25 protein-coding genes are annotated in these 23,917 nt (G+C 68.8%); 15 read left to right on the top strand and 10 right to left on the bottom strand.

The annotated features are described in order from the left end of the window. Positions 1 to 37 precede the first annotated feature (37 nt). The 4 genes from BRESU_RS04975 (at position 38) to BRESU_RS04960 (ending at position 4,573) form a co-directional block, all read left to right on the top strand. Positions 38 to 313, top strand: a complete 276-nt coding sequence (locus tag BRESU_RS04975) for a ribonuclease E inhibitor RraB (protein ID WP_013268414.1) — start codon at positions 38 to 40, stop codon at positions 311 to 313. Positions 314 to 325: 12 nt separating this feature from the next. Continuing rightward, positions 326 to 3,628, top strand: coding sequence for a carbamoyl-phosphate synthase large subunit (carB, locus tag BRESU_RS04970; RefSeq protein ID WP_013268413.1), 3,303 nt, complete (start codon positions 326 to 328; stop codon positions 3,626 to 3,628). A 1-nt stretch (position 3,629) separates the two neighbouring features. Further along, complete coding sequence (locus BRESU_RS04965) at positions 3,630 to 3,920, top strand: DUF1294 domain-containing protein (protein WP_013268412.1); 291 nt, start codon at positions 3,630 to 3,632, stop codon at positions 3,918 to 3,920. 176 nt (positions 3,921 to 4,096) lie between these two features. Further along, a complete protein-coding gene (locus BRESU_RS04960) occupies positions 4,097 to 4,573 on the top strand; it encodes a hypothetical protein (protein WP_156796113.1) in 477 nt (158 codons plus the stop codon). A 61-nt stretch (positions 4,574 to 4,634) separates the two neighbouring features. Here BRESU_RS04960 and BRESU_RS04955 read toward each other — a convergent pair whose 3' ends face one another. Beyond that, on the bottom strand, positions 4,635 to 5,111 hold the full coding sequence (locus tag BRESU_RS04955) for a hypothetical protein (RefSeq protein WP_156796112.1): 477 nt from the start codon (positions 5,109 to 5,111) through the stop codon (positions 4,635 to 4,637). Between the two features lie 188 nt (positions 5,112 to 5,299). Here BRESU_RS04955 and BRESU_RS04950 point away from each other — a divergent pair, with 188 nt between their 5' ends. The 4 genes from BRESU_RS04950 to BRESU_RS04935 all read left to right on the top strand — a co-directional run bounded on the left by BRESU_RS04950 (position 5,300) and on the right by BRESU_RS04935 (position 10,124). After that, positions 5,300 to 7,177, top strand: a complete 1,878-nt coding sequence (locus BRESU_RS04950) for a vWA domain-containing protein (protein ID WP_013268410.1) — start codon at positions 5,300 to 5,302, stop codon at positions 7,175 to 7,177. 218 nt (positions 7,178 to 7,395) lie between these two features. After that, positions 7,396 to 7,743, top strand: a complete 348-nt coding sequence (locus tag BRESU_RS04945; protein ID WP_013268409.1) for a hypothetical protein — start codon at positions 7,396 to 7,398, stop codon at positions 7,741 to 7,743. Positions 7,744 to 7,788: 45 nt separating this feature from the next. Then, entirely contained in the window at positions 7,789 to 8,427 is a 639-nt protein-coding gene (locus tag BRESU_RS04940) for a hypothetical protein (RefSeq protein ID WP_013268408.1), read from the top strand. Between the two features lie 290 nt (positions 8,428 to 8,717). Further along, positions 8,718 to 10,124 carry a PAS domain S-box protein gene (locus tag BRESU_RS04935; RefSeq protein ID WP_013268407.1) on the top strand — a complete coding sequence of 469 codons (1,407 nt, stop codon included), beginning with the start codon at positions 8,718 to 8,720 and terminating at the stop codon, positions 10,122 to 10,124. A 548-nt stretch (positions 10,125 to 10,672) separates the two neighbouring features. Here the strand turns inward: BRESU_RS04935 and BRESU_RS04930 are convergent. Together BRESU_RS04930 and BRESU_RS04925 are read right to left on the bottom strand one after the other, a co-directional pair. Next, positions 10,673 to 11,524, bottom strand: a complete 852-nt coding sequence (locus tag BRESU_RS04930; RefSeq protein WP_013268406.1) for a DUF6065 family protein — start codon at positions 11,522 to 11,524, stop codon at positions 10,673 to 10,675. Positions 11,525 to 11,648: 124 nt separating this feature from the next. Then, entirely contained in the window at positions 11,649 to 12,950 is a 1,302-nt protein-coding gene (locus BRESU_RS04925; RefSeq protein WP_013268405.1) for a dicarboxylate/amino acid:cation symporter, read from the bottom strand. Between the two features lie 78 nt (positions 12,951 to 13,028). Here BRESU_RS04925 and BRESU_RS04920 point away from each other — a divergent pair, with 78 nt between their 5' ends. After that, positions 13,029 to 14,333, top strand: a complete 1,305-nt coding sequence (locus BRESU_RS04920; protein ID WP_013268404.1) for a glycosyltransferase — start codon at positions 13,029 to 13,031, stop codon at positions 14,331 to 14,333. A 154-nt stretch (positions 14,334 to 14,487) separates the two neighbouring features. On the opposite strand, the gene mnmH is transcribed toward BRESU_RS04920, so the two are convergent. Together mnmH and selD are read right to left on the bottom strand one after the other, a co-directional pair. After that, positions 14,488 to 15,552: a tRNA 2-selenouridine(34) synthase MnmH gene (gene mnmH / locus BRESU_RS04915; RefSeq protein ID WP_013268403.1), complete on the bottom strand. Its 1,065-nt coding sequence runs from the start codon at positions 15,550 to 15,552 to the stop codon at positions 14,488 to 14,490. Further along, positions 15,549 to 16,592 (bottom strand): selenide, water dikinase SelD, encoded by a 1,044-nt coding sequence (selD, locus tag BRESU_RS04910; RefSeq protein ID WP_013268402.1) that lies wholly within the window; start codon positions 16,590 to 16,592, stop codon positions 15,549 to 15,551. The genes mnmH and selD overlap by 4 nt, the downstream gene beginning before the upstream one ends. A 93-nt stretch (positions 16,593 to 16,685) precedes the next feature. On the opposite strand from selD, the gene BRESU_RS04905 reads away from it, so the two are divergent. From BRESU_RS04905 to BRESU_RS04885, 5 genes are all read left to right on the top strand, one after another. Beyond that, complete coding sequence (locus tag BRESU_RS04905; RefSeq protein ID WP_013268401.1) at positions 16,686 to 16,907, top strand: hypothetical protein; 222 nt, start codon at positions 16,686 to 16,688, stop codon at positions 16,905 to 16,907. A 65-nt stretch (positions 16,908 to 16,972) separates the two neighbouring features. Continuing rightward, positions 16,973 to 17,638, top strand: coding sequence for a glutathione S-transferase family protein (locus BRESU_RS04900; RefSeq protein WP_013268400.1), 666 nt, complete (start codon positions 16,973 to 16,975; stop codon positions 17,636 to 17,638). 47 nt (positions 17,639 to 17,685) lie between these two features. Beyond that, positions 17,686 to 17,916, top strand: coding sequence for a hypothetical protein (locus tag BRESU_RS04895; protein ID WP_013268399.1), 231 nt, complete (start codon positions 17,686 to 17,688; stop codon positions 17,914 to 17,916). A 139-nt stretch (positions 17,917 to 18,055) separates the two neighbouring features. Next, positions 18,056 to 18,529, top strand: a complete 474-nt coding sequence (gene greA / locus BRESU_RS04890; protein ID WP_041761297.1) for a transcription elongation factor GreA — start codon at positions 18,056 to 18,058, stop codon at positions 18,527 to 18,529. Positions 18,530 to 18,576: 47 nt separating this feature from the next. Further along, entirely contained in the window at positions 18,577 to 19,512 is a 936-nt protein-coding gene (locus tag BRESU_RS04885) for a mitochondrial fission ELM1 family protein (RefSeq protein ID WP_156796111.1), read from the top strand. Here the strand turns inward: BRESU_RS04885 and BRESU_RS04880 are convergent. Beyond that, positions 19,509 to 19,883 (bottom strand): hypothetical protein, encoded by a 375-nt coding sequence (locus tag BRESU_RS04880; protein WP_013268396.1) that lies wholly within the window; start codon positions 19,881 to 19,883, stop codon positions 19,509 to 19,511. The two genes, BRESU_RS04885 and BRESU_RS04880, sit on opposite strands and share 4 nt — an antisense overlap. A 92-nt stretch (positions 19,884 to 19,975) precedes the next feature. Beyond that, positions 19,976 to 20,299: a hypothetical protein gene (locus BRESU_RS16820; protein ID WP_013268395.1), complete on the bottom strand. Its 324-nt coding sequence runs from the start codon at positions 20,297 to 20,299 to the stop codon at positions 19,976 to 19,978. 64 nt (positions 20,300 to 20,363) lie between these two features. On the opposite strand from BRESU_RS16820, the gene trxB reads away from it, so the two are divergent. Further along, positions 20,364 to 21,371 carry a thioredoxin-disulfide reductase gene (gene trxB / locus BRESU_RS04870; RefSeq protein ID WP_013268394.1) on the top strand — a complete coding sequence of 336 codons (1,008 nt, stop codon included), beginning with the start codon at positions 20,364 to 20,366 and terminating at the stop codon, positions 21,369 to 21,371. A gap of 28 nt (positions 21,372 to 21,399) precedes the next feature. Here the strand turns inward: trxB and BRESU_RS16815 are convergent, their stop codons facing one another. From BRESU_RS16815 to BRESU_RS04855, 3 genes are all read right to left on the bottom strand, one after another. Then, complete coding sequence (locus BRESU_RS16815) at positions 21,400 to 21,903, bottom strand: BLUF domain-containing protein (RefSeq protein ID WP_013268393.1); 504 nt, start codon at positions 21,901 to 21,903, stop codon at positions 21,400 to 21,402. Next, positions 21,900 to 22,307: a response regulator gene (locus tag BRESU_RS04860; protein WP_013268392.1), complete on the bottom strand. Its 408-nt coding sequence runs from the start codon at positions 22,305 to 22,307 to the stop codon at positions 21,900 to 21,902. The genes BRESU_RS16815 and BRESU_RS04860 overlap by 4 nt, the downstream gene beginning before the upstream one ends. 72 nt (positions 22,308 to 22,379) lie before the next feature. Continuing rightward, positions 22,380 to 23,915 carry a sensor histidine kinase gene (locus BRESU_RS04855; protein WP_013268391.1) on the bottom strand — a complete coding sequence of 512 codons (1,536 nt, stop codon included), beginning with the start codon at positions 23,913 to 23,915 and terminating at the stop codon, positions 22,380 to 22,382. Positions 23,916 to 23,917 lie beyond the last annotated feature (2 nt).

Genomic DNA, 23,917 nt, shown 5'->3' with positions numbered 1-23,917 from the left:
GGACGACGATGCCATCCCTCACGAAGAGCGGGACGCCATGGTGCGGGCGTCGCTGGCGGCCCATGGCGACAGCGGCATCACGCCCCGCCACACCCTGTTCTATTTCTACGGTGAGGGCGACCACGACGACCTGAACGAGGTCGCCCGCCGCGCCGGCTTCCTGACCAAGGGCCAGGACGACGCCACCATTCTCGAGACGACCATGGCCGTGGACGAAGACAGCTTCGCCCCGGTCAGCGCGATGATGCAATCCTGGGCCGCGGCCTTCCAGCTCGATTACGACGGCTGGGAGTGCGCGGTCGTGACGAACTAGAGGGAGGCTGAGATGCCCAAACGTACGGACATTCAGTCGATCCTGATCATCGGGGCGGGGCCGATCGTGATCGGTCAGGCGTGCGAGTTCGACTATTCGGGCGTGCAGGCGTGCAAGGCGCTGAAGGCGGAGGGGTACCGGGTCATCCTGGTGAACTCGAACCCGGCGACGATCATGACCGATCCGGACATGGCGGACGCGACCTATATCGAGCCGATCACGCCCGAGTTCGTCGAGCGGATCATCGCCAAGGAGCGCCCCGACGCCTTGCTGCCTACGATGGGCGGCCAGACCGCGCTGAACACGGCCCTGGCGCTGGACGCGTCGGGCGCACTGGCCAAGTACGGCGTCGAGATGATCGGGGCCAAGGCGGACGTCATCGACAAGGCCGAGGACCGGCAGAAATTCCGCGACGCCATGGACAAGCTGGGCCTCGAGTCCCCGAAGTCCAAGGCGGCGCACACGCTGGACGAGGCTCTTGACGGGCTGGAGTTCGTCGGCCTGCCCGCCATCATCCGCCCCTCCTTCACCCTGGCCGGCACCGGCGGCGGCATCGCCTACAACCGCGAGGAGTTCGAGGAGATCGTCCTGCGCGGCCTCGACCTGTCGCCGACCACCGAGGTGCTGATCGAGGAGAGCGTGCTGGGCTGGAAGGAGTATGAGATGGAGGTGGTCCGCGACAAGGCGGACAACTGCATCATCATCTGCTCCATCGAGAACATCGACCCGATGGGCGTCCATACGGGCGACAGCATCACCGTCGCCCCGGCCCTGACCCTGACGGACAAGGAGTACCAGCGCATGCGCACGGGCTCCATCAACGTCCTGCGCGAGATCGGCGTCGAGACCGGCGGATCGAACGTCCAGTGGGCCATCAACCCCGCCGACGGCCGGATGGTCGTGATCGAGATGAACCCGCGCGTATCGCGCTCGTCCGCGCTGGCCTCCAAGGCCACCGGCTTCCCGATCGCCAAGGTCGCGGCCCGTCTGGCGGTCGGCTACACGCTGGATGAGCTGACCAACGACATCACCATGGTGACGCCGGCCTCGTTCGAGCCGTCGATCGACTATGTCGTGACCAAGATCCCCCGCTTCGCCTTCGAGAAATACCCCGGCGCCGAGGCCACCCTGTCGACCTCGATGAAGTCGGTCGGCGAGGTCATGGCTATCGGGCGGACCTTCCAGGAATCGATGCAGAAGGCCCTGCGCGGGCTGGAGACCGGCCTGTCCGGCTTCGACGAGATCGAGATCGAGGGCACGGTCGACGTCGAGGACGACGCCTCGGCCCGCGCCGCCGTCGTGCGCGCGCTCGGACAGCCCACGCCCGACCGCATCCGTGTCATCGCCCAGGCCTTCCGCCACGGCCTGTCGGTCGAGGAGGTCAATGCGGCCTGTTCCTATGAGCCCTGGTTCCTGCGCCAGATCGCCGACATCGTCCGCACCGAGGGTCATGTCCGCGTCCAGGGCCTGCCCGCCGACCCGACCGAGTTCCGCAAGCTGAAGGCCAAGGGCTTCTCCGACGCCCGGCTGGCCCAGCTGACCGGGTCCACGGAACGCGAGGTCCGCCACGCCCGTCGCGCCCTGTCGGTCCGTCCGGTCTTCAAGCGGATCGACACCTGCGCGGCCGAGTTCAAATCCGCCACTGCCTATATGTATTCGACCTATGAGACCGGGGCGCTGGGCCAGGTCCCGCAGTGCGAATCCGAACCGACCGACGCGAAGAAGGCCATCATCCTGGGCGGCGGTCCGAACCGGATCGGACAGGGCATCGAGTTCGATTACTGCTGCTGCCACGCGGCGTTCGCCTTCGCCGACATCGGCGTCGAGTCGATCATGGTCAACTGCAACCCCGAGACGGTCTCGACCGACTACGACACCTCCGACCGGCTGTATTTCGAGCCCCTGACGGCCGAGGACGTGCTGGAGTTGATCGAGGTCGAGCGGTCGAACGGCAACCTGATCGGCGTCGTCGTCCAGTTCGGCGGCCAGACCCCGCTGAAGCTGGCCCATGCCCTGCACGAGGACGGCATCCCGATCCTGGGCACCTCGCTCGACTCCATCGACCTGGCCGAGGACCGCGAGCGGTTCCAGGTCATGCTGAATGACATCGGCCTGATGCAGCCGCCGAACGGCCTGGCCCGCTCGGCCCAGGAAGCCGCCGACAAGGCGGAGGAGGTCGGCTATCCCGTCGTCCTGCGCCCCTCCTATGTGCTGGGCGGGCGGGGGATGATGATCGTCCACGACCGCGAGCAGCTGGACCGCTACGTCGGCGAGGCCATGCGGGTGTCGGGCTCCGATCCCGTCCTGATCGACCACTATCTGAACCGCGCCACCGAGGTGGACGTCGACGCCCTGTGCGACGACGAGACGGTGTTCGTGGCGGGCGTGCTGGAACACATCGAGGAGGCCGGGGTGCATTCGGGCGACAGCGCCTGTTCCATGCCGCCCTTCTCCCTGTCGGCCGAGATCGTGACCGAGCTGAAGCGCCAGACCGAGGCCATGGCCCGGGCCCTGAAGGTGCGCGGCCTGATGAACGTGCAGTTCGCCATCGAGGAGCCGCACAGCGACAACCCGCGCATCTTCGTGCTGGAGGTCAATCCGCGCGCGTCCCGTACCGCCCCCTTCGTGGCCAAGACCATCGGCCAGCCGGTCGCCGCCATCGCGGCCAAGGTCATGGCGGGCGTTCCCCTCGCCTCCTTCGGCCTGAAGGACGTCCCCTACGACCACATCGCGGTCAAGGAGGCGGTCTTCCCGTTCGCCCGCTTCGCCGGGGTCGACACCATCCTGGGCCCCGAGATGCGCTCGACCGGCGAGGTCATGGGCCTGGACTTCAAGCGTCCGGGCGAAACCGACATGGCACCGGCCTTCGCCCGCGCCTTCGCCAAGTCCCAGATCGGCGGCGGGACCACCCTGCCCGTCTCGGGTTGCGCCTTCGTGTCGGTCAAGGATGCCGACAAGCCGTATGTGGCCGAGGCCGTTGCCCTGCTGCTGAAACAGGGGTTCGAGGTCATCGCCACCGGCGGCACCCACGCCTATCTGGTCGAACAGGGCCTGACCGTCGGCTACGTCAAGAAGGTGCTGGAAGGCCGCCCCAACATCGTCGACGCGATGAAGAACGGCGACGTCCAGCTGGTCATCAACACCACCGAGGGCAAGCAGTCGCTGCAGGACAGCTTCTCCTTACGCCGCACCGCCCTGATGATGAAGATCCCCTACTATACGACGTCAGCGGGGGCCCTGGCCGCGGCCCAGGCCATCGGGGCGATCCAGGCGGACGCGCTGGACGTCCGGCCGATCCAGGACTTCGCGCACTGAGATGGGGCTGGGCCGGATCGATCTGTTCCTGATCGTTCTGGCCCTGGCCAATGCCAACGCCTTCCTGCGGTTCTGGATCGACAAGCGGGCGGCCGTGGCCGGGGTCCGGCGCACGCCGGAACGGGTGCTGTTGTGGGCGGCGATGTTCGGCGGGTTCGGAGCCTGGCTGGGCCAGCACCTTCTGCGCCACAAGACCCACAAGGCGCCGTTCCGCACCCGTCTGGGCATGGTGATCAGGCTGCATCTGGTGGTGGTCGCGGCGATCGTGTGGGTGTTGCTCCGCAGCCCATGACGAGCCTGGGGTCGAAGACGAACGACGCCCACGCCCTGCTGCGCGACGCCGCGGCCCTCGACGAGCCAAGGTGGTCCGCGCGGTGAGGGGTCTAGTTTACGCGTCAACGCCGATGACCGCTCTCGACCCATTACGGACATTGATTTTGTCGTGGGACAAAACCCGGCATGACATACATGAACACGTCCCCCGACGTTCAGATTTTGGCGCGGTTCTCAGCTTTAAAAGTGCTGGGGGTGTGCGGGGTGGCGACCGCAGCCGCCGTGCTCACATGGACGCTGTTGCCCGCCCTAGATGACTATCAGGGACGTCGGTTCTCGCCGGAAACCGCCAGGTTCCTGCTGGTTTCGTCGAGTGTCATTCTTACTGCGGTTTTGCCGCTTTGGGGTTGGAACATCTGGAATTTCGTCACCCGTCCCGGAGCCCTATACATTTCTGGCGGGCGTCTCTTCATTTACTGGGCGTATCTCCAATCCGTCCCAGTCAAAGACATTACTGCTGCCATCGATTTAGGTCGCGCTGGACCGTTGGGCGACATCGTTCGCCTTTCGGTGAGTGGTCGCCGCGACGTCGAGTTTCAAACGACATTCATGGCGAAGAGCGGCAGTGGAGTCGTTGCGTCGATTAAGCAAGTCGCGGCAATCACGACCTGAGAGCGAAGGTCCGCTTTCGCCTGGAAGGCTATGACCGGTCCCGACCCATAGCAGATATTAGCTACCTCTCAGTATCCACTGATGCTTCATACGACCGGATGACGCCGCTGCTCTTTAGAACCTCAAGCAGGCTTCGCGGTACTGCGTCGCTGGCGGTAACGCAGTCTGCGTGGAAGTTGTCATACGCGCCGAAGGCGAGTCTCCCTTCTTTCTCGATTTGAGTGTGAATGATGCCGTCGTGGGCCAAGTGGTCAACCTTGGACACCGTTTCCCAAATTAGAGGCTGTGTTTCCGCTGTCAGCGGCAGAACCACGAAGTCGAGTTCAGGGGTCAAGGTCTGCCGTCGAAGGGAGGTTTCACCTTCCTCCACTCCGCTCACCCCGTTCCAGTCGATGCCTTGCAGGTCTCCCTCAAAGGAGATGTACGCTCCGCCAGCCAACTCTCGCATCATCGCTATCAAGAGCCCGGGCTTGTCGCGGGCGACGATATGAAACCATTGCTCTGACATCATGCCTTTAGAGCCATCGAAGTTGCGCAACGCAACGTCCGCTTTCCACCCATAGCGGACCTTCAGAGAGTCCGCTTTCCGGGGCCGCCGCGCGCAGGCCGATCCGCGACCTGGAAGACACAGTCCGCCACGCCTTATCCCGGGTCGATACACGCCATAGTTTTGCCGAACGGCAGTCCGTCTCTGGGGTCAACGAGACATAACCCCGGGAGGACGCGATGCTGGTCACCATGCTGAAACAGGGGGTGGCCGCGGTCGTGGGGTTGAGCCTCGCGACGCCGATCGGTACCGCCGGCCCGAGCCCCCAGGTCCGTCCGGCGTATGCGCCCGGCGATGGCGCGGTCAGTGCCGCGGCGTGCGCGGCCGTCGGCATTCCCCTGAGAGACGACAGCCGGGTGGACGAGATCATCCTGAGCGGGACGAGAACCGGTGCCTATGCCCCGCCACCCCCGGTCACCCTGCCCATCCAGCCGACAACGAAGGAGGATCGCGTCGCATACGGGGCACCGCCCCCGCCGCCCCCTCCGCCTCCACCTCCGCCTCCCGCGCCTGCCGCGCTCGTGCGACCGCCTGTCGTCGTCACGAATGCCGCCGGCCAGACGACCGTGGACGGCGTGGTCGTGCCGGGCCGGCCCGGCACGCGCGTCGACACCGAACGCTATCCGGACGCCACGCCCAACCCCGTCCGGCGCGTGGCGGACGAACCGGTGTCCACCTTCTCGATCGACGTCGACACCGCCGCCTATGCCAACGTCCGACGTTTCATCTCCGAAGGCCAGACACCGCCCCGTGACGCCGTCCGGGTCGAGGAGATGATCAATTACTTCGACTACGGGTACGCTCGGCCGGGTCGCGCGGACGAACCCTTCGCCGTGTCGACCGCGGTGGCGGCCTCGCCCTGGTCCGCCAACGCCGGAGCCGGAGGGCGCCAGATCGTCCACATCGGGCTGCAGGGCTATGAGCTGCCCGCCGGCGAGCGCCGGCCGCTGAACCTGACCTTCATGGTCGATGTGTCGGGCTCCATGCAGTCGCCGGACAAGCTGGGTCTGGCGCAGCAGACGATGAACCTGATCATCGACAGGCTGCGCCCCGAGGACCGGGTCGCGGTGACCTACTACGCCTCCGACGTCGGCACGGCGGTGGGACCGACGCCGGGGTCGGAGAAGCTGAAGCTGCGCTGCGCCGTGGCCGCGCTGAACGCCGGCGGATCGACCGCGGGGGCCCAGGGGATGGTCAACGCCTATGAGCAGGCCGAGGCCGCCTTCAGTCCCGACAAGGTCAACCGGATCCTGATGTTCACCGACGGCGACTTCAACGTGGGCGTCACCGACGACAGGCGGCTGGAGGACTATGTCGCCGACAAGCGCGGCACCGGCATCTATCTGTCGGTCTATGGCTTCGGGCGCGGCAACTATCAGGACGCCCGGATGCAGACGATCGCCCAGGCGGGCAATGGCGTCGCCGCCTATGTCGACGACCTGGACGAGGCGCGGTGCCTGTTCGGTCCGGCCTTCGATCGCGGGGCCTTTCCCATCGCCGACGACGTCAAGATCCAGGTCGAGTTCAACCCGGCCCGGGTCAGCGAATACCGGCTGATCGGCTATGAGACCCGACTGCTGAACGAGGAGGATTTCGCGAACGACGCCATCGACGCCGGAGAGGTCGGATCCGGGGCCAGCGTCACCGCCCTGTACGAGATCACCCCCGTCGGCGGGGCCAGCCAGATCCCCGAGCGCCGCTACGAGGCCAACCGCGCGGGCGATGCCGGGGGCGACCCGACCGGCGAGATCGGCTTCGTGCAGGTCCGCTACAAGCTGCCGGGCCAGCCGACGTCGCGCCTGATCCAGCAGCCGATCTCCGGCACCACGGACGGGCCCGGATCCGCCCGTCTTCCCGAGGCGACGCGGTGGGCCATGGCCGTCGCCGGCTTCGGCCAGAGGCTGCGCGGCGATCCGTGGATGGGCGCGGACTTCGACACCGCCGCCATCCTGGATCTGGCCCAGGGCGTGCGGGGGGAGGACCCTTATGGCGACCGCGCGGCCTTCGTGCAGATGGTGCGGGCCGCCGAAAGCCTTCCGCGGCGGCGCACGCCCTGACCGGGGCCTGAAGCGACGGGATCGGCGCGGATTTCAGGGCCGGCCACTTGCCGAGGATTTCGACCAGTCGGGGGCCGCCGGAGCCGGAGGCTGGGTTCGACGCAGGCGGCCGGACGCGCGCCCGCTTCCGGTTTTCCGGTGGCATCAACCTTGGCCTTTCGGAACGAACCGACGGCCAATCGGCTTCGACTGGGGCAACCTTGGAAGGGAATGCATCCATGTTGAGAACCATCGTCGCCCTGTCGGCGACATCCATCCTGCTGACCGCTTGCGGAAACAGCGACACGGCCGAGGCGCCCGTCGAGGGTCCTGCGGTCTCCACCGCCGAAGCCCCCGCCAACCCTGCCATCGACACCCAGGACACCTCGGAGAAGGCGGCCGTGACGCCGGGCGCCAACTCCTTCACCGAGGGCCAGGCCAGGGAAGCGATCGAGAAGCAGGGCTATACCGTCTCGGGACCCCTGACCCAGGATGCCCAAGGCATCTGGATGGGCCAGGCCTCGAAGTCGGGCGGAGCCGCCACGACCGTATCGGTCGATTACAAGGGCGTCGTCTCGGCCTCGTAAGGCGCGCGCACCCCCTACCCAGTAACAGTATTCAAGGAGCCACTCATGGCCACCGTCACACGGCTGTTCGACAGCCATACCGAAGCCCTCCAGGCCGTCGCCGAACTCGAGGCCGCCGGGGTTTCCCACGACAAGATCAGCATCGTCTCGAACAATGCCGACAACTGGCATTCGGGCGACAAGGGCGGCTCGGCCGGCCCGCTGGGCGATCGCAACGGCGATGGCGAGAATGACGTCGCCGACGGTGCCGGCAAGGGCGCGACCACCGGCGGCCTGCTGGGCGCCGGCGCAGGCGTGCTGGCCGGTCTGGGCATGCTCGCCATCCCGGGCCTCGGACCCGTTGTCGCCGCCGGCTGGCTGGCGTCGACGGCGGTCGGCGCGGCGGTCGGCGCGGCTGCGGGCGGTGCCACCGGCGGACTGCTCGGCGCGCTCAAGGAAGCGGGCCACAGCGACGATGAAGCCAACGTCTATTCCGAAGGCGTCCGTCGCGGCGGGACCCTGGTGAGCATCAAGGCCGATGGCGACGAGAAGGATCGCCTGGAAGCCATTCTGAACGGCCAGCGCGGCTTCGACGCCTCGACGCGCGGCGAGGCCTATCGCCAGGCGGGCTGGTCACGCTTCGATGCCGACGCCCAGCCCTATTCGACCGATCAGATCGCCCGGGAACGCGCGCTCTATCGCTAGGCGACGGCCGTCCGATCTCTCGTGATCGGGCGTCGTGATCTCTTCCAGCGGCCCGGCGTCACGTGACGCCGGGCCGTTTCGGCGTCTGAAGGCGCTGACTGACGGTCTGCTGGCCTCCCTGCCCATGCCTGGCGGTCAGGGACATCGCCCACGCGAGCGTCCGCCGCATGCGCGCCCGTCCTCCGATCCACGCCGCCGCCAGATCGGGGGTAGCGTAACGCCGTTGCCACGTGGGGGACCGTTGACTACGGTCTCGCTGCGCCCGTGGTCATCCGGACCGGAATCCCAGAATGTTCAGCAGTACAGGGGTCAGCAGTGCCCGCCTCGGCCGCATCGTCGAGGAGGCGGCCAGCGAAGTCTATGTCTTCTCGGCCGAAGATTTTCGCTTCCGGCTCGTGAACAAGGGCGCGCGCGAGAACCTGGGCTATTCCATGCAGGAACTGGGCGAACTGACGCCGTGGGACCTCAAGCCGGAGATCACGCGCGACGCCTTTCTTCAGCTGCTGGAACCGTTGCAGTCCGGGCGGATCGAACGTCTGGACTTCGACACGGTGCACCAGCGCAAGGACGGGACCTTGTACAACGTGGCCGTCAAGCTGCAGCTGTTCGACGAGCAGGGCGACAGGGTCTTCTACGCCGCCATTCAGGACACGACCGTCAACCGGGCATCGGAAGCCGCCTTGCGAAGGGCGTCCGGCCGGCTGGACGCCATTCTGGCCAACACCACCATGGCCGTCTTCCTGATCGACGAGCGCCACCACTGCGCCTTCATGAACAGGGCGGCCGAAGAGCTGACCGGCTTTGCGTTTGACGAGACCATCGGTCGCCCCCTGCACGACGTGATCCATCACACCCGACCGGACGGATCGCCCTACCCCATGTCGGAATGCGCGATCGACCGCGCCTTTCCCGAGAACGCCCGGGAACAGGGCGAGGAGGTCTTTGTCCGGAAGGACGGGACCTTCTACCCGGTCGCCTATACGGCGAGCCCGGTTCACGACGACGGGTCGCGGGTCGTGGGCACCATCATCGAGGTGCGCGACATCTCGGCCGACAAGCGCAGCGAGGCGGCGCGCAACCTGCTGATGCGCGAGGTCGATCACCGGGCGCGCAACGTGCTGGCCATTGTTCAGTCCCTGGCACAGCTGACGCCGGCACCGGATGTCCAGAGCTACAAGGCGGCGCTTTCCGGGCGGATCAACGCCCTGGCCCGCGCCCAGACCTCCTTGGCCAGTCGTCGCTGGGAGGACGGCATCCTTGTGGATGTGGTGCGCGACGCGGTGCTGTCGCTCTGCCCGGACCTGAATGTCGCCCTCGACGGACCCGAGGTCGTCCTTGCCGCCGATCAGGTCCAGCCGGTCAGCATGGTGATGCATGAACTGGCCACGAACGCGAACAAATACGGCGCCTGCAGCCAGGAGGGCGGCAAGGTCACGATCGACTGGGTGGTGCGCGACGGGCTGATCCATCTGGGCTGGCGAGAGACCGGAGGCCCGGCCGTGGTCGCCCCCGGCACCACGGGTTTCGGTTCAAAACTGACCGCCAGCCTTGCGCAGCAGTTGAACGGCAAGGTGCGTATGGACTGGGATCCGGGCGGACTGTCTGTCGCCCTGACCTTCCCCCTGCGCGGCGGCGGCGCGTCGCTGCCGGATCGTTCGCCTGCGACCACGGTGGATGCAGTCGGTCTCGCTCACTGACGGCCGCGTCGGCAGACCGCCCGGCGTGTCATCAGGAACGTCCGCCTTCGGCGAGTGAGTGAACAACCGTTCCCGACACGTTGTGGACATAGGCTTGGTGGGGCACCCTGCGTAGATGAAGCGTCCATTGCACCATCGGGTGATCGCCGTCGTCGCCACGGCAATGGTAGTGGGCATCACGCTTCTGGGGCTGAGCTTTACGCCCGTAGCGACCGCCGCACTCGCAATGTATGGCTGCTTGATCCAAGGGATTTGCATCTAACGGAAGTCCGCTTCCCTCCCTTTGCTGACGGTCCGCTCTCGACCCTCTGGAGACGATCGCGGGGGGTCTCCTCCCTGTCGCGAAGCGATGGGGAGGTGGCACGGCGCGCTTGCGCCGTGACGGAGGGGCTCTTCACCCGAGGCACTGTTGCGGGGCCCAGAACCCCTCCACCGCTTCGCGGTCCCCCTCCCCATCGCCAAGCGGCGACGGGGAGGAGACGCCCCCGCCAGCGTCCGCTTTCCACCCTTGGCGGACCCTGCCCACGGCCGCTTCCGGCCTCGCCGCCCTACCCCTTCTCTCCCTCCCCCCGTCCCGCGGGACAGACGCGGCGCGAGCCGGTCTGGCGGAAGGGGGAGAGGCGCAGTTTGGACTCGTGGTCGGCGGGGCCGGGCGTGCCGTCGGGATGCAGGCCCCGGTAGTAGAGCTTCTGCCACTGGTCGGCAGGAGTCTTTGGCTGGGTCCGCTTGACCCAGTCCTGGAAGTCCAGCCGCGCCTGTCGCCAGGCGTCGAAGGAGGCCAGCAGCTCCGGGTCGTCCTCCATCGGGCGCAGTTCGGGCTTGAGCCGCTCCAGCACGCCGCGCGGGGTGGGGAAGAAGAAGCAGAAGGGCTCGTTCTCCTCGAACCGGATCCAGACGTCGGGCCGGGTGAAGCGCCAGTTCATGGTGAAGGTGTAGGGCGACCAGTCGGTCTCGATCACGCCGCTTATCGGGGCGATGCCGTCCTTCATGGCGTTGGGCGGGCCGCCGACCCACAGGTTCCAGCCCTCGGACGTGCGGAAGATACCGTCGACGTGAAACGTCAGCGTGCCACTGCCGAACAGGGAGGTCGGTGCCTTGGCCGGGTCGACGCCGTCATCCAGCACGATCTCGACCGCGCCGACGTGGTCGCCGCCATGCCAGCGCGCCTTGAACCCGCAGGGACTCAACACGTCCCAGCCGTGTGTGTTGGCGACGGCCAGGGGCAGGCAGCGATAGGCGAAGCTGTCAGGCGTGGCGTTCATCCAGTCGCGGCGCGGCGAGGCGGGCGCGATGCGCGGGGTCCAGCCGTCGCGCACATGGCAGATCAGCTCGGTCTCGGCCGCCCGCAGGGGCGCATCGGGGCGGCGCGCCGGGGCCGATCCCTTCAGCCGTTTCCGCATCTCACGCCCCCGTCGTTGTGGTTCGGGCCTTATGGCATGGGGCGCACGGGGCCGTAAGCCGGCGTGCGTCCTGCGGGGCCGGGCAGGTTCATCCGCCGGCGCCGGGGCGCGACCCGGACGGCGATCAGATGCCCGAGGCCGCGTCGGGGTCCGCGGTTGCGTCGCGGCCCTCCACGATCCGCGCCGCCGCCAGGTCGGCGGTGACGTTGCCGACGGTGCGGAAGATGTCGGGCACGACCTCGACCGCCAGCAGCAGGGGCAGGACCTGCAAGGGGATGCCCATGGCCAGGCAGATGGGGCCGATGGAGGCGAAGAAGCTGACCTGGCCCGGCAGGCCGACGGTGCCGACGCTGATGGCCAGGGCGGCGACGCTGCCGGCCAGGAGGACCTGGGGCGACAGGTCGACGCCGAACAGCTTCGCGCAATAAATGGCGACGGCCAGGTTGGCGACGGTCGAGGTGATGCGGAAGACCGCGACCGCCAGCGGCAGGACCAGACCCGCGGTCGGGGCCGAGACCCCCAGCCGCGTCGTCGCCCGCTCCACCATGACGGGCAGACAGGCGAGGGACGACTGGGTCGAGAAGGCCACGACCTGGGCCGGGGCGACGGCCGAGGCGAACCGCGACAGGCTGATCCGGCCGAAGACCACGGCGATGACATAGGTCAGCAGGATCAGCCCGATCAGGCTGAGCACCACCAGGGCGATGTAGTGGCCGAGCACGCCCGCCGCGCCGAGCCCTGCCCGCAGGCCTACGCCCATGGCCAGGGCGAAGACTCCGAGGGGAGCGACGGCCAGCACCCACTGGACGATGACGATCATGGTCTGGGCCACGGCCTCGAAGAAGACGGCGACGGGCTGGCGCAGGCGTTCGGGCAGCTTGGTGGTGGCGAACCCAAACGCGATCGCGAAGACCACGATGGCCAGGATGGCGTCGTCGGCCGCGGCCTTGATCGGATTGGACGGGGCGAGGCCCGTCAGGAAGGCCTCGAACCCGCCGCCGGTGACGTTGCCGGCGACCTCTCGCGCCGCCTCGGGCGGGGCCCCGGCGATCAGGGCCTGGGCCCCGACAGGGTCGATCGGCCAGAGGGCGTACAGCCCCAAGGAGGCGGCGACGGCGTACACCGTGGCGAAGATGAGCAGGGCCGCGAACACCAGCACCGCCTTCAGCGCCAGCCGCCCCGACGCGGCCGCATCGGCGATGGAGGCGATGCCGGTGACCAGCAGGCTGAACACCAGGGGGATGATCGTCATCCGCAGCGCATTGAGCCACAGCTGTCCCAGGGCATCGACGACCGCGATGGTCCCCGTCCCGCCTGGGATGCCGTATGCCTGCGCCGCCGCGCCCGCGGCCACGCCCCCCACCAGGGCGATCAGCACCCACAGGCTGAGGGAGGTCAGGACGGCACGGGTACGGGATCGGGTCATGAGGGGACGCTAGCACAGGGTTTGGTCTTGTCTCCCTCGCGGTGGTGCCGTGCGTCGCGCGCGTGCTAGGGCCGGCCCATGCCTCCTCGCCGCATCGTCCTCGCCACCGCCGGATCGCTCGGGGACCTGCACCCCTTCATCGCGCTGGGTCTGGCGCTGCGGGCCCGCGGATTTCAGGCCGAGATCGCCTCCTCGCCCGAGTATGCCGACAAGGTGCGGGCCGAGGGACTGGTGTTCCATTCCGTCGGGCCGACGCTGGCGGAGCTGGAAGCCCGGACCGGGCTGGACCGGGTGGCGCTGACCCGCGCGATCGGGCGGTCCACCGTCTTCCTGTTCGAAAAGCTGCTGCTGCCCCATCTCGAGGCCGCGGCGCGGGAGACGATCCGGGTGGCGGAGGGGGCGTCCGCCATCGTGGGGTCGACCTTCGCAGCCGGCGCGGCGATGGCGGCCGAGCGCCTGGGGGTGCCGTTCGTGCCGGTGGCGCTGCAGCCGGCGATCGTCTTCTCGGCCTATGACCCGCCCCGGCTGCCCACCGCACCCTGGCTGCGTCCGGCGCGCGCAGGGCTCGGCCTGGCCCTGAACCGGCTGACCATCGCGGCCGCCCGCGCGACCACCGCCCGCTGGACCGGCCGCGTCGATGCGATCCGCGCGGCCCTCGACCTCCCGCCCGAGGAGCGCAATCTGCTGCTGGACGGACTGGAGGGGCGTGACCTGTCGCTGGGCCTGTATTCGCCCCTGCTGAGCCCGGCCCAGCCAGATGCGCCCGAGGGCTTCGCCGTGGTCGGTCCGGCGCACTACGACAGCGAGGCGGGCGGACCGGTCGCCCTGTCCCCGCCCCTGTCCGCCTTCCTGGCCGCCGGCCCCGCGCCGCTTGTGTTCACCCTGGGCAGCGCGGTGGTCAACGATCCCGGCGACTTCTACGCGCAGAGCCTTGTGGCCGCGCGTCGGCTGGGTCGGCGCGCCGTGCTGCTGGTCGGGCCGGAGGGCGACGCCTCGGTGGCCGACGGCCCGGACGCGATCGCCCTGCCCTACGCCCCCTTCTCCCTGCTGTTTCCGCGCGCCGCCGCGGTCGTCCACCAGGGCGGGGTGGGCACCACTCAGCAGGCGCTGCGCGCCGGGCGGCCCCAGCTGGTCGTGCCCTATCTGGGCGACCAGTTCGACAACGCCGCGCGGGTGGTTCGTCTCGGGATCGGCGCGAGCCTGGGCCGGGGCGGCTATCGGGGCAGGCGGGTCGCGGCGGCGCTGGAGCGGCTGCTGAGGGATCCGACGGGGGTGGAGACGGCGGCGCGGCTGGGTGGGGTCGCGGCGCAGGAGGACGGGGCGGCGGTGGCGGCGGAGAAGATCGTCGATCTGCTCTCCCTCTCCCGGCGGGAGAGGGCTTGAGGCTCGAAGAGCGCAGCGATGCGCCTTGGCCGAAAGGGTGAGGGGCTCCCACTGAAGTCGGCGTGAACCGTGTCTCGTGCGACGGCTCACGCCGAAGGCCAGATCCGCCCCTCACCCTTTCGCGCAAGTCCGCTCGCCTGCGGCTCTCGGGCGCTCAAGCCCTCTCCCGCCGGGAGAGGGTGGCGGCCACCATCCCCGCCGCCCGCTCAAGCTCCCCATCCGACACATCCACCATCTCCACCCGCCCCAGCAGGGGTCGGGCCCGCCGCGCCGACATGCGGCGGTAGGCGGGGTCGTAGTGGTCGGCGATCAGGGCGGCGGCGAGGGGCGCGAACGCGCGCTCGCGGGCCATGGCTTTCCAGGCGGCGACGGTCTCCTTCGAATGGTGCGGCGGCAGGCGGGTAAGCGCGGTCTCCAGAGCGTCGGCATCCGCCGCGATGTCGGCATAGACCCGGGCGGAGAAGGCGGCGCGGGCCTCCACCGGGGCCGACAGTTCGATCACGCTCGCCCGGCCCATGGCGGCCCACAGGGCGGGCGGGACGGTGCGCGCGCCGACGCGGCTGCTCTCGGCCTCGACCACGACGGGCCGGTCCGGGTCGAGCCCCTCCAGCGCCTCGAACAGGCGGCTCTCGAACAGTTTCTGCGACGGCTGGGGACGGTCCTTCAGCGCGCCGAACAGGGAGCCGCGGTGGGCGGCCAGGCCCTCCAGATCGACGACCTGGACTCCGCGATCCGCCAGCCGGGCCAAGAGCGCCGTCTTGCCGGAGCCGGTCCCGCCATCCAGCAGGACCACGTCCAGCCCCGTCCCGTCGCCGTACAGCGCCGCCTGGACCCCGCGCCGCCAGGTCATGTAGCCGCCGTCCAGCACCGTGACCGGCCAGCCGATCTGGTCCATCACCGCCGCCATGGCTCCCGACCGCTGCCCGCCGCGCCAGCAGTGGACCAAGGGGCGGAAGCTGCCGTCGCGATCCTTCAGGGGCCCGTCCAGATGGGCGGCGATGTTGCGGGCCACCTTCGCCGCGCCGATGCGCCGGGCCAGGAATTTGGATGACTGGACATAGATGGTCCCGATCTCGGCCCGTTCGGCGTCGTCCAGCACCGGCAGGTTGATGGCCCCGGGGATGTGGTCCTGCGCGAACTCGGCCGGGCTGCGCACGTCGATGATGGCGTCGAAGCCTGCGCAGGCGGCGGCCGACAGATCGGTCGTGCGCCGGATCAAACGACCTGCACCCCGGCGCCCTCGACCACCCGCCCGACGATCGCCGCCCGGGTGAAGCCCGCCGCCCGGACCTGGTCGAGGACCCGACCGGCCGCGTCCGGGGCCACGGCGACCAGCAGGCCGCCCGAGGTCTGGGGGTCCGTCAGCAGGTCCCGCCGCCAGCCGTCGAAGCCGTGCGGCAGCGACACGCCCGCGCTGTAGCTGTTCCAGTTGCGGCCGGACGCCCCCGTCCGAACGCCGTCACGGGCCAGCCCCTCGACCCCGTCCAGCAGCGGCACTGCATCGGCCTGGATGTCGACAGCCAGTCCCGACCCGCGCGCCATCTCCAGCGCATGGCCGAGCAGGCCGAACCCCGTGACGTCGGTCATGGCATGCACCGCGTCGACATCGGCCAGATCGGCCCCGACCGCGTTCAGCTGCGTCGTCGAGCCGATCATCGTCGCATAGCCCGCGTCGTCCAGCCGTTCCTGTTTCAGCGCCGCGCTGAGCACCCCCACGCCCAGACCCTTGGTCAGGATCAGGACATCGCCCGCCTGTGCGCCCCGATTGGTCCGCACCCGGTCGGGGTGGACGAGGCCGAGCGCGACGAGGCCGTAGATCGGCTCGACGCTGTCGATCGAATGGCCCCCCGCCACGGGGATCCCGGCGTCGGCGCAGACGCTCGCTCCGCCCGCGAGGATCCGGCCGATCGTGTCCGTGGACAGGAGGTTCACCGGCATCCCGACCAGGGCCAGGGCCAGGATCGGCCGCCCGCCCATGGCGTAGACGTCGGACAGGGCGTTGGTGGCGGCGATCCGGCCGAACTCGAAGGGATCGTCCACCACCGGCATGAAGAAGTCCGTGGTCGCCACCAGCGCCTGGGTGTCGTTCAGCCGCCAAACGGCCGCGTCGTCGCTGGTCTCGGTCCCGACCATCAGATTGGCGAAGGCAGCCGCCTGCGGCATTCCGGCCAGGATGTCGCGCAGGACGCCGGGGGACAGCTTGCAGCCGCATCCGCCGCCGTGGGCGAGACTGGTGAGGCGGGGTTCGGACGTGCTCATGGGTCATGGTGTGGGCGAAAGCGCGCAGGGTTTCAACGCCGGTGAACCTGAGCCGCAGATGACCGTTCTGATGCCGAACCGAGGAGAACGACCATGGCCCTATCCCGTATCGCCACCGCCCTGGGCGGTCTTCTGCTGTCGCAAGGGGGCCGCCGCTTCGCCGGACGGCACGCCGGCAAGCTGGCCTTGGCCACACTGGCCTATGAGCTGTGGCAGAGCCGCCGGACCGGCGTGGCACCGACGATGAAGCCGGGCGCGCGGCAGACCCAGGGCCAGGCCCATCCGCGCAAGCGCTGGAGCGGACGCCCGTCCTGACGCCGGGCTTGCGCTCCGTCACGTCAAGGCGGCTATGGTGAAGCCGTAGCCAGCGGAGCCGTGCCATGATCATCGTCCATCACCTGAACAACTCCCGCTCCCAGCGCGTGCTGTGGCTGCTGGAGGAGATGGGCCTGCCCTATGAGGTGAAACGCTACGAGCGGGACGCGAAGACGATGCTGGCCCCGCCCGAGCTTCGCGCCATCCACCCCCTGGGCAAGTCGCCGGTGATCCAGGACGGCGACATTGTCGTGGCCGAGACGGGCGCCATCGTGGAGTATCTGCTCGAGGCCTATCCGGGACGGGGTCTGAAGCCTGCGCCCGGCACGCCCGACGGTCGCCGCTTCACCTACTGGCTGCACTATGCGGAGGGGTCGGCCATGACGCCCCTGCTGCTGAAGCTGGTTTTCGGGGCCCTGCCGACGCGGTCGCCCGGCCTGATCCGGCCGCTGGTCAAGGCGATCTCGAACAAGGCGCAGACGGGGTTCATCGATCCCCAGATCGCCAGCCACACGACATACTGGGAGGCCGAACTGGGCAAGTCCGCCTGGTTCGCGGGCGACAGCTTCAGCGCGGCGGACATCATGATGAGCTTTCCGCTGGAGGCCGGGGCCAGCCGCGCGCCCTATGGCCCGGACAAGCCCCGGCTGACGGCCTTCCTCAGCACCATCCATGCGCGGCCGGCCTATCAGCGCGCGCTGGAGCGCGGGGGTCCCTACGCCTACGCGTGACGGCCGCGCGGCAGGCAACCTTGGCGAGCGGCAGGCGTTAACAGGCCATGCGCCTGAAAATGATCCATATCTGTGCGGCCCTGGCCGCCGCCGTCGCCCTGTTCCTGGCCTTCATCGCCATGGGCATCGCGGTCATGTCGGGTCTGGCGGCGCTGCTCGCCGCCGGTCTGGTCGCCTGGATCGTCTATCGCGTGACCCGCAATGCGCTGACCCGCAACCGGACACCCGCGCCGGTCGCCCGGTCCGAGCCGGATGCCCTGCACCCGCCCGCCACCTGACGCACCTTGAGTTTCGGGCCGGGGTGGCCTAGTTTCTTCGGCCGGTCGCGCGCGCCCAGCGATCCAGTGCATTCGCCAGAGTTTCTCTTCAGTCCCTTCTCCGGTTTACCGGGCGACAACCCAGAAAAATCACGACGACATGGAAAAAGTGCCGATGACGGCCGAGGGCTACCGCTCCCTCGACGATCAGCTTAAGCAATTGAAGTCGGTGGAACGTCCCAGCGTGATCGCGGCCATTTCGGAGGCCCGCGAGCACGGCGACCTGTCCGAGAACGCCGAATATCATGCCGCGAAGGAGCGTCAGGGCTGGATCGAGGGCTCGATCGCGGAGATCGAGGACAAGATCAGCCGCGCCCAGGTGATCGACGTGTCCAAACTCAGCGGTGACCAGGTCAAGTTCGGTGCCACGGTGACCGTGGTCGACGAGGACACCGAGGAAGAGGGTCGCTACCAGATCGTCGGCGAACACGAAGCCGATGTGAAGAAGGGCAAGATCTCGATCTCCTCGCCCATCGCGCGCGCCATGATCTCCAAGGCCGTCGGCGACACCGTCGAGGTCAACACGCCCGGCGGCGTGAAGGCCTACGAAATCCTCAAGGTCGAGTGGAAGTAGGCTCCGGCCCTCTTCGCATCCAGGTCGTCTCCGACGGCCGCGTCGGCATGGAAAATCAGGCGCTGGGTCTCGCCGAGGCGATCGCGCGCCTGACGCCCGCCGACATCACCGTGAAACGCTTCCGGTGGCGGCGCGCGTTCGACTGGCTGCCGGTCCGCCTCAAGGCTCTGTGGATGCTGGATCCGGCCGGCGATGCGCCGTTCCCGGACGTCTCCGGGCCCTGGCCCGATCTGTGGATCGCCACCGGCCGGGCGACCCTGCCGCTGTCGCTGGTGGCTCGGCAACGCAGTGGAGGCCGGACGTTCGTCGTCCAGACCCAGGATCCCCGCATGGACCCGGCCGCCTTCGATCGGGTCGTGGCGCCCGCCCACGACGGCCTGACCGGGCCCAACGTCGTCGCCATCACCGGGTCGCCGCACCGGATCACGCCGGACACCCTCGACGCCGCGGCGCCGGACTTCGCCGGGCGCCTGTCACCCCTGCCCCGGCCGCGCGTGGCGGTCCTGATCGGCGGCACGTCCCGCGCGTTCGACCTGACCGAGGATCACGCCCTGGCCCTGGCCGACCGGATCGAGGCGGCGGTGCGGGAGGCCGGGGGATCGCTGATGCTGACCTTCTCGAGACGCACGCCGGCCGTGGCGCGGTCGGCGATGAGCCTGCGCCTGTCGGACCTGCCCGGCTGGATCTGGGACGGCACCGAGCCCAATCCGCTGTTCGCCTTTCTGGAAGCGGCCGATCACATCCTGGTCACGGAGGACAGCGCCAACATGGCCGCCGAGGCCGCCTCGACCGGCAAGCCCGTGCACGTCCTGCCCATGATCGCGCGCAGGGCCCCCGGCAAGTTCGCGCAGCTTCACGCCGATCTGCAGGCGCGCGGGGCCGCGCGACCGTTCGACGGGACGCTGGAGACCTGGTCCTATGCGCCGCTGGCCGAGACCGACCGCGCCGCGCGCGCGGTGCTGGCAGGGATGAAGCGGATCTAGTTTCCGCCGCCGCTGTCTCCGCCGCCCCCGCCGCAGTCCGCCCCCGCGCCCATGTCGAACGAGGTCCCGCTGTCCACGGCGCAGGTGGCATCCGCGGACGTCTCGGACGCAGGGGTGTGATGCGCCGCCATCAGTCCGGCCGCGCCGATGCCGAGGTGATGCGGAAAGGGATCATGCAGGCCCGTCGCCGGCTGACCCGTTCCCTGTTGTCGCGATGTCGGGCTCTTGCCGCGCACCGCCAGGCCGATGACGCCGCCCAGCATCAGCCCGCCGGCCACGCCCCCGAAGATGTCGCCCAGAGCAACCCCCAGCGCGCCGCCCAGCAGCCCGCCTCCGATGGCGCAGATCGCCAGCCAGTTCCTGCCCGCCATGTCGCCCTCCAGCGTCTATGGCAAAGCTTCATCCCGATCCGCCGGGTTTGGCAAGGCTGCGGACCTGACGCTTTCAGACCGCGGGGCGAGGCTCAGTCGCCCCCGCCGCCGCCACCGCCGTCTCCGCCGCTGCCGGAGGACCCGCCGTCGCCGTGGCCGTGGCCGTGGCCGTGGCCGTCGCTGCTTGTTCCGGCCCCCATGATCAGGGGAAAGACCGCGGCGTCGCCGTCGTCGCTGCTGCGCCGGCGGGCGGCGCTGCGCTTGCGACCCCGGGCGTCCAGCGCCACGCCCACGGCGATCCCGAGGGCGAAGCCGATGATCAGACCGATCAGGATGCTGCCGACGGCATAGCCGATCCCGGCCCCGACCGCCGCGCCGAGGGCGATGAAGATCCCGATGTAACTGCGTCCCTGCATGCGACGATCCTTATCTACACCTGCGGGCATCGCGCCCGGCGGAATCAGCGACTAGATAGCACTCATGAGCCATCCACAAACCACCCGCGTCGCCATCATCGGTTCCGGCCCCGCCGGCTGGACCGCCGCCATCTATGCCGCGCGCGCCAGCCTGAACCCCGTCGTGATCGCCGGCATCCAGCCGGGCGGCCAGCTGACCATCACCACCGACGTCGAGAACTATCCCGGCTTCGCCGAGTCCATCCAGGGCCCCTGGCTGATGGAGCAGATGAAGGCCCAGGCGATCCACGTGGGCACCGAGATCATCGAGGACATCGTGGTGTCCTGCGACCTGTCACAGCGGCCCTTCCGCCTGAAGCTGGACAGCGGCGCCGAGATCCTGGCCGAGACCGTGATCATCTCCACCGGGGCCCAGGCCAAGTGGCTGGGTCTGGAGTCCGAGGCGAAATACCAGGGCTTCGGCGTCAGCGCCTGCGCGACCTGCGACGGCTTCTTCTATCGCGGCAAGGAGGTCGTGGTGGTCGGCGGGGGCAACACGGCCGTCGAGGAGGCGCTGTTCCTGACCAACTTCGCGTCCAAGGTGACGGTTGTGCACCGGAAGGACGAGTTCCGCGCCGAGAAGATCCTGCAGGACCGGCTGTTCGCCAATCCCAAGGTCGAGGTGGTCTGGGACCACCAGGTCGACGAGATCCTGGGCCACAACGACGGCGTGGCGTCGAACGTCACCGGGGTGCGGCTGAAGAACGCTAAAACCGGCCAGACGCACGAGCGCGCCTGCGACGGCGTCTTCATCGCCATCGGCCATGCGCCGTCGTCAGAGCTGTTCCTGGGCCAGCTGGAGACCAAGCAGGGCGGCTATCTGGTCGTGAAGCCGGGGACCACGTCCACGAACGTGGAAGGTTGCTATGCCGCCGGCGACGTCACCGACGACGTCTATCGCCAGGCCGTCACCGCCGCCGGCATGGGCTGTATGGCCGCTCTGGAAGCGGTCCGCTTTCTGGCCGAGGAATACCACGCCCGCGCCCACAATCCGATCAGTCACCATGAGGCGGAGAAGATCGGGGCCTGGTGATTCCGCGACCCCGGCGGCTGTATCTGGTCTAGCCGGTTGCCTTCGGCGGCCGGCTGGACTGATGCCGGACGTCGGGGGTGATTGTGGTGAAGCCGTGCCGCGGACGACGTCCCTCCAGGACCGCCTCCTGATGGCGGACCGCCGATGTCAGGACCCCGGCGTAGTCGTCGATGCCCGCCTTGTCGTTCTCGAGCAGCAGGGTCATCAGGCCCAGCTCGGTGGGCGCAAGGCGCGGACTGACCATGTCCCAGTCGCCGAACTGTCGGGTTTCCGCCGTCCTGCGATCCAGCACGGTCAGGGCGCGATGGCGGGGATCCCGGACCAGCCGGTCCAGCAGGTCGTCGATCGCCTCGGCCGGGCCTTCGACGATCTGAACGAAGCGGCCGCCCACGGCGGTCAGGATACCCGTGATGTCGCTGCGGGCGTTGTTCGGACGCGCCTCGACCAGGATGTCGGACATCTGCAGGGCGCTGTCGGCCCCGATCAGGCTCTCGCTCCGGTAAAGGAGCTGGGTAATGGACGACGAACTCACGCGAACAGCTGCAGCTCCGGCGGGGCGTACTCGACCGGCCGCCCCTGGCGTCGGCGCAGGGCGTAGTCGACGGCCGTCTGGACGGCGCGCTCGTCGGTCGGCTTGGTCAGGACACCGATCGTGCCGGCCACGCCGTCACGCACCATGCCCGGGTTTGCCGTCATGAACAGAACGGTCACGCCCTGTTCCTGGCCCAGCTCGCGGCCCAGCTCAATTCCGGTGGGCCCGTCCTGAAGGTGGATGTCGACCAGGGCCAGATCGATGTCGGTCTCGGCCGCCATGGCGCGCGCGGCGCGGGCATCGGCCACGGTTCCGATCACGTCGTGACCCAGGTCCTCCAGCACGAAGCGGAGTTCCATGGCCACAAGGGCCTCGTCCTCGATGATCAGGATACGCGCAGTCATGGCCTTTTTCGTTTCAGTTCCGGTGTCAAATGGTCAGGTGCCGCGAACGAACGTCCAACGGCGTTATCGGTTTCAAGCGAGTTTGAGGGCGGCCCTGCGTCTTGATAGCGCAGTGGCGGGAAGATCGGCCTCCACAACCAAACCCTCCGGTCGCCAGCTTCGTTCCAGCCTTCCACCCAATTGACCTTCGACCGACAGCGTCGCCAGAGACGATCCAAAGCCGACCCGGGTCGGCTGGCTGACGACCGGGGGGCCTCCGACTTCCTTCCAGCACAGGATGAACCGGTCGTCCTGGGCCCGCGTGTGCAGCAGGATCCGGCCGTCCTGCGTCGACAGCGCGCCATATTTGGCGGCGTTGGTCGCCAGTTCGTGGAACAGCAGGGCCACCGAGGTCGCCGCCTGGTCGTCGAAGACGGCGTCCTCGCCCTCGATCAGCACGCGGGGCTGGCCGCTGTTGTCCGCATACGGCTTGAACAGCGCGTTCAGGAAGGTGTGCAGCGTGGTGTCGCCCACCGTCGGCCGCGAGACCTCGGAATGGGGCCGGACGAACTCGTGCGCCCGGGCGAGCGCCCCGATGCGGTTGCGCACCGCGGCGGCGAAGGCCTTGGCCTCGGGATACTCGCGGGCGGACAGGGCGATCAGGGCCGAGATCACGGCGAAGATGTTCTTGATCCGGTGGCTCAGTTCCTGGCTGACCAGGTCCTTGCCCTGCTCCATCTTCTTCAGATCGTCGATGTCGGTGCAGGTGCCGAACCAGCGGACGATCTGGCCCTCGGCGTTCCGGATCGGCGTCGCCCGCCCCAGGGTCCAGCGATAGACGCCGTCGGCGCGGCGCAGGCGGTACTCGATCTCGTACAGATCGCCCGTCCTGAGCGAGTGTTCCCAGGCCTCCCAGGCCCGTTCCTGATCCTCGGCGTGGAACATGCCGTTCCAGGCCTCGCCGTCGGTCGAGCCGGGCGGGACGCCCGTGAACTCGTACCAGCGGGCATTGTAGTAGTCGTGAAAGCCGTCGGGCCGGGTCGACCAGACCATCTGGGGCATCGAGTCCGCGATGGCGCGGAATTTGGACTCGCTTTCGGCCAGGTCGGCGATGCCCTTGTCGCGCTCGCGGACCGTGCGCCTGAGCTCCAGCAGCGACATGACCTGCCGCGCCAGGATCTCCAAAGTCTCTTCCTGACGCGGGGTCAGGCCCTGCGGCCGGGCCTTGGTATCCAGCACGCACAGGGTCCCCAGAACGTAGCCGTCACGACTCTTCAGCAGCCGCCCGGCGTAGAACCTCAGTCCCCCTTCCGGGCTGACGAGGGGATTGCACTCGAACCGCGGATCCAGGGTCGCGTCGGGCACGACCATGCCGTCTTCCTGCAGGAGGGCGTGAGCGCACAGCGACGTCTCGAGCGGCGTCTCGCGCACGCCCAGCCCGACCTCCGCCTTGAACCACTGCCGTCCGCGGTCGATCAGGTTGACCACCGCGATCGGCGCGTCACAGACGGCCGACGCCAGTTTGACGATGTCGTCGAAGCCCTGCTCGCGCTCGCTGTCGAGAATGTCGTAGGCGCGTAACGCAGCCAGGCGCTCGGTCTCGTTTGCGGGCAGGTCGGCTGCGGTCAAGT

The organism is Brevundimonas subvibrioides ATCC 15264 (genome assembly GCF_000144605.1).
Taxonomy (GTDB): Bacteria; Pseudomonadota; Alphaproteobacteria; order Caulobacterales; family Caulobacteraceae; genus Brevundimonas; species Brevundimonas subvibrioides.
The sequence above is the reverse complement of the archived record's forward strand: the minus strand, read 5'-3'. Positions and strand labels throughout refer to the sequence as shown.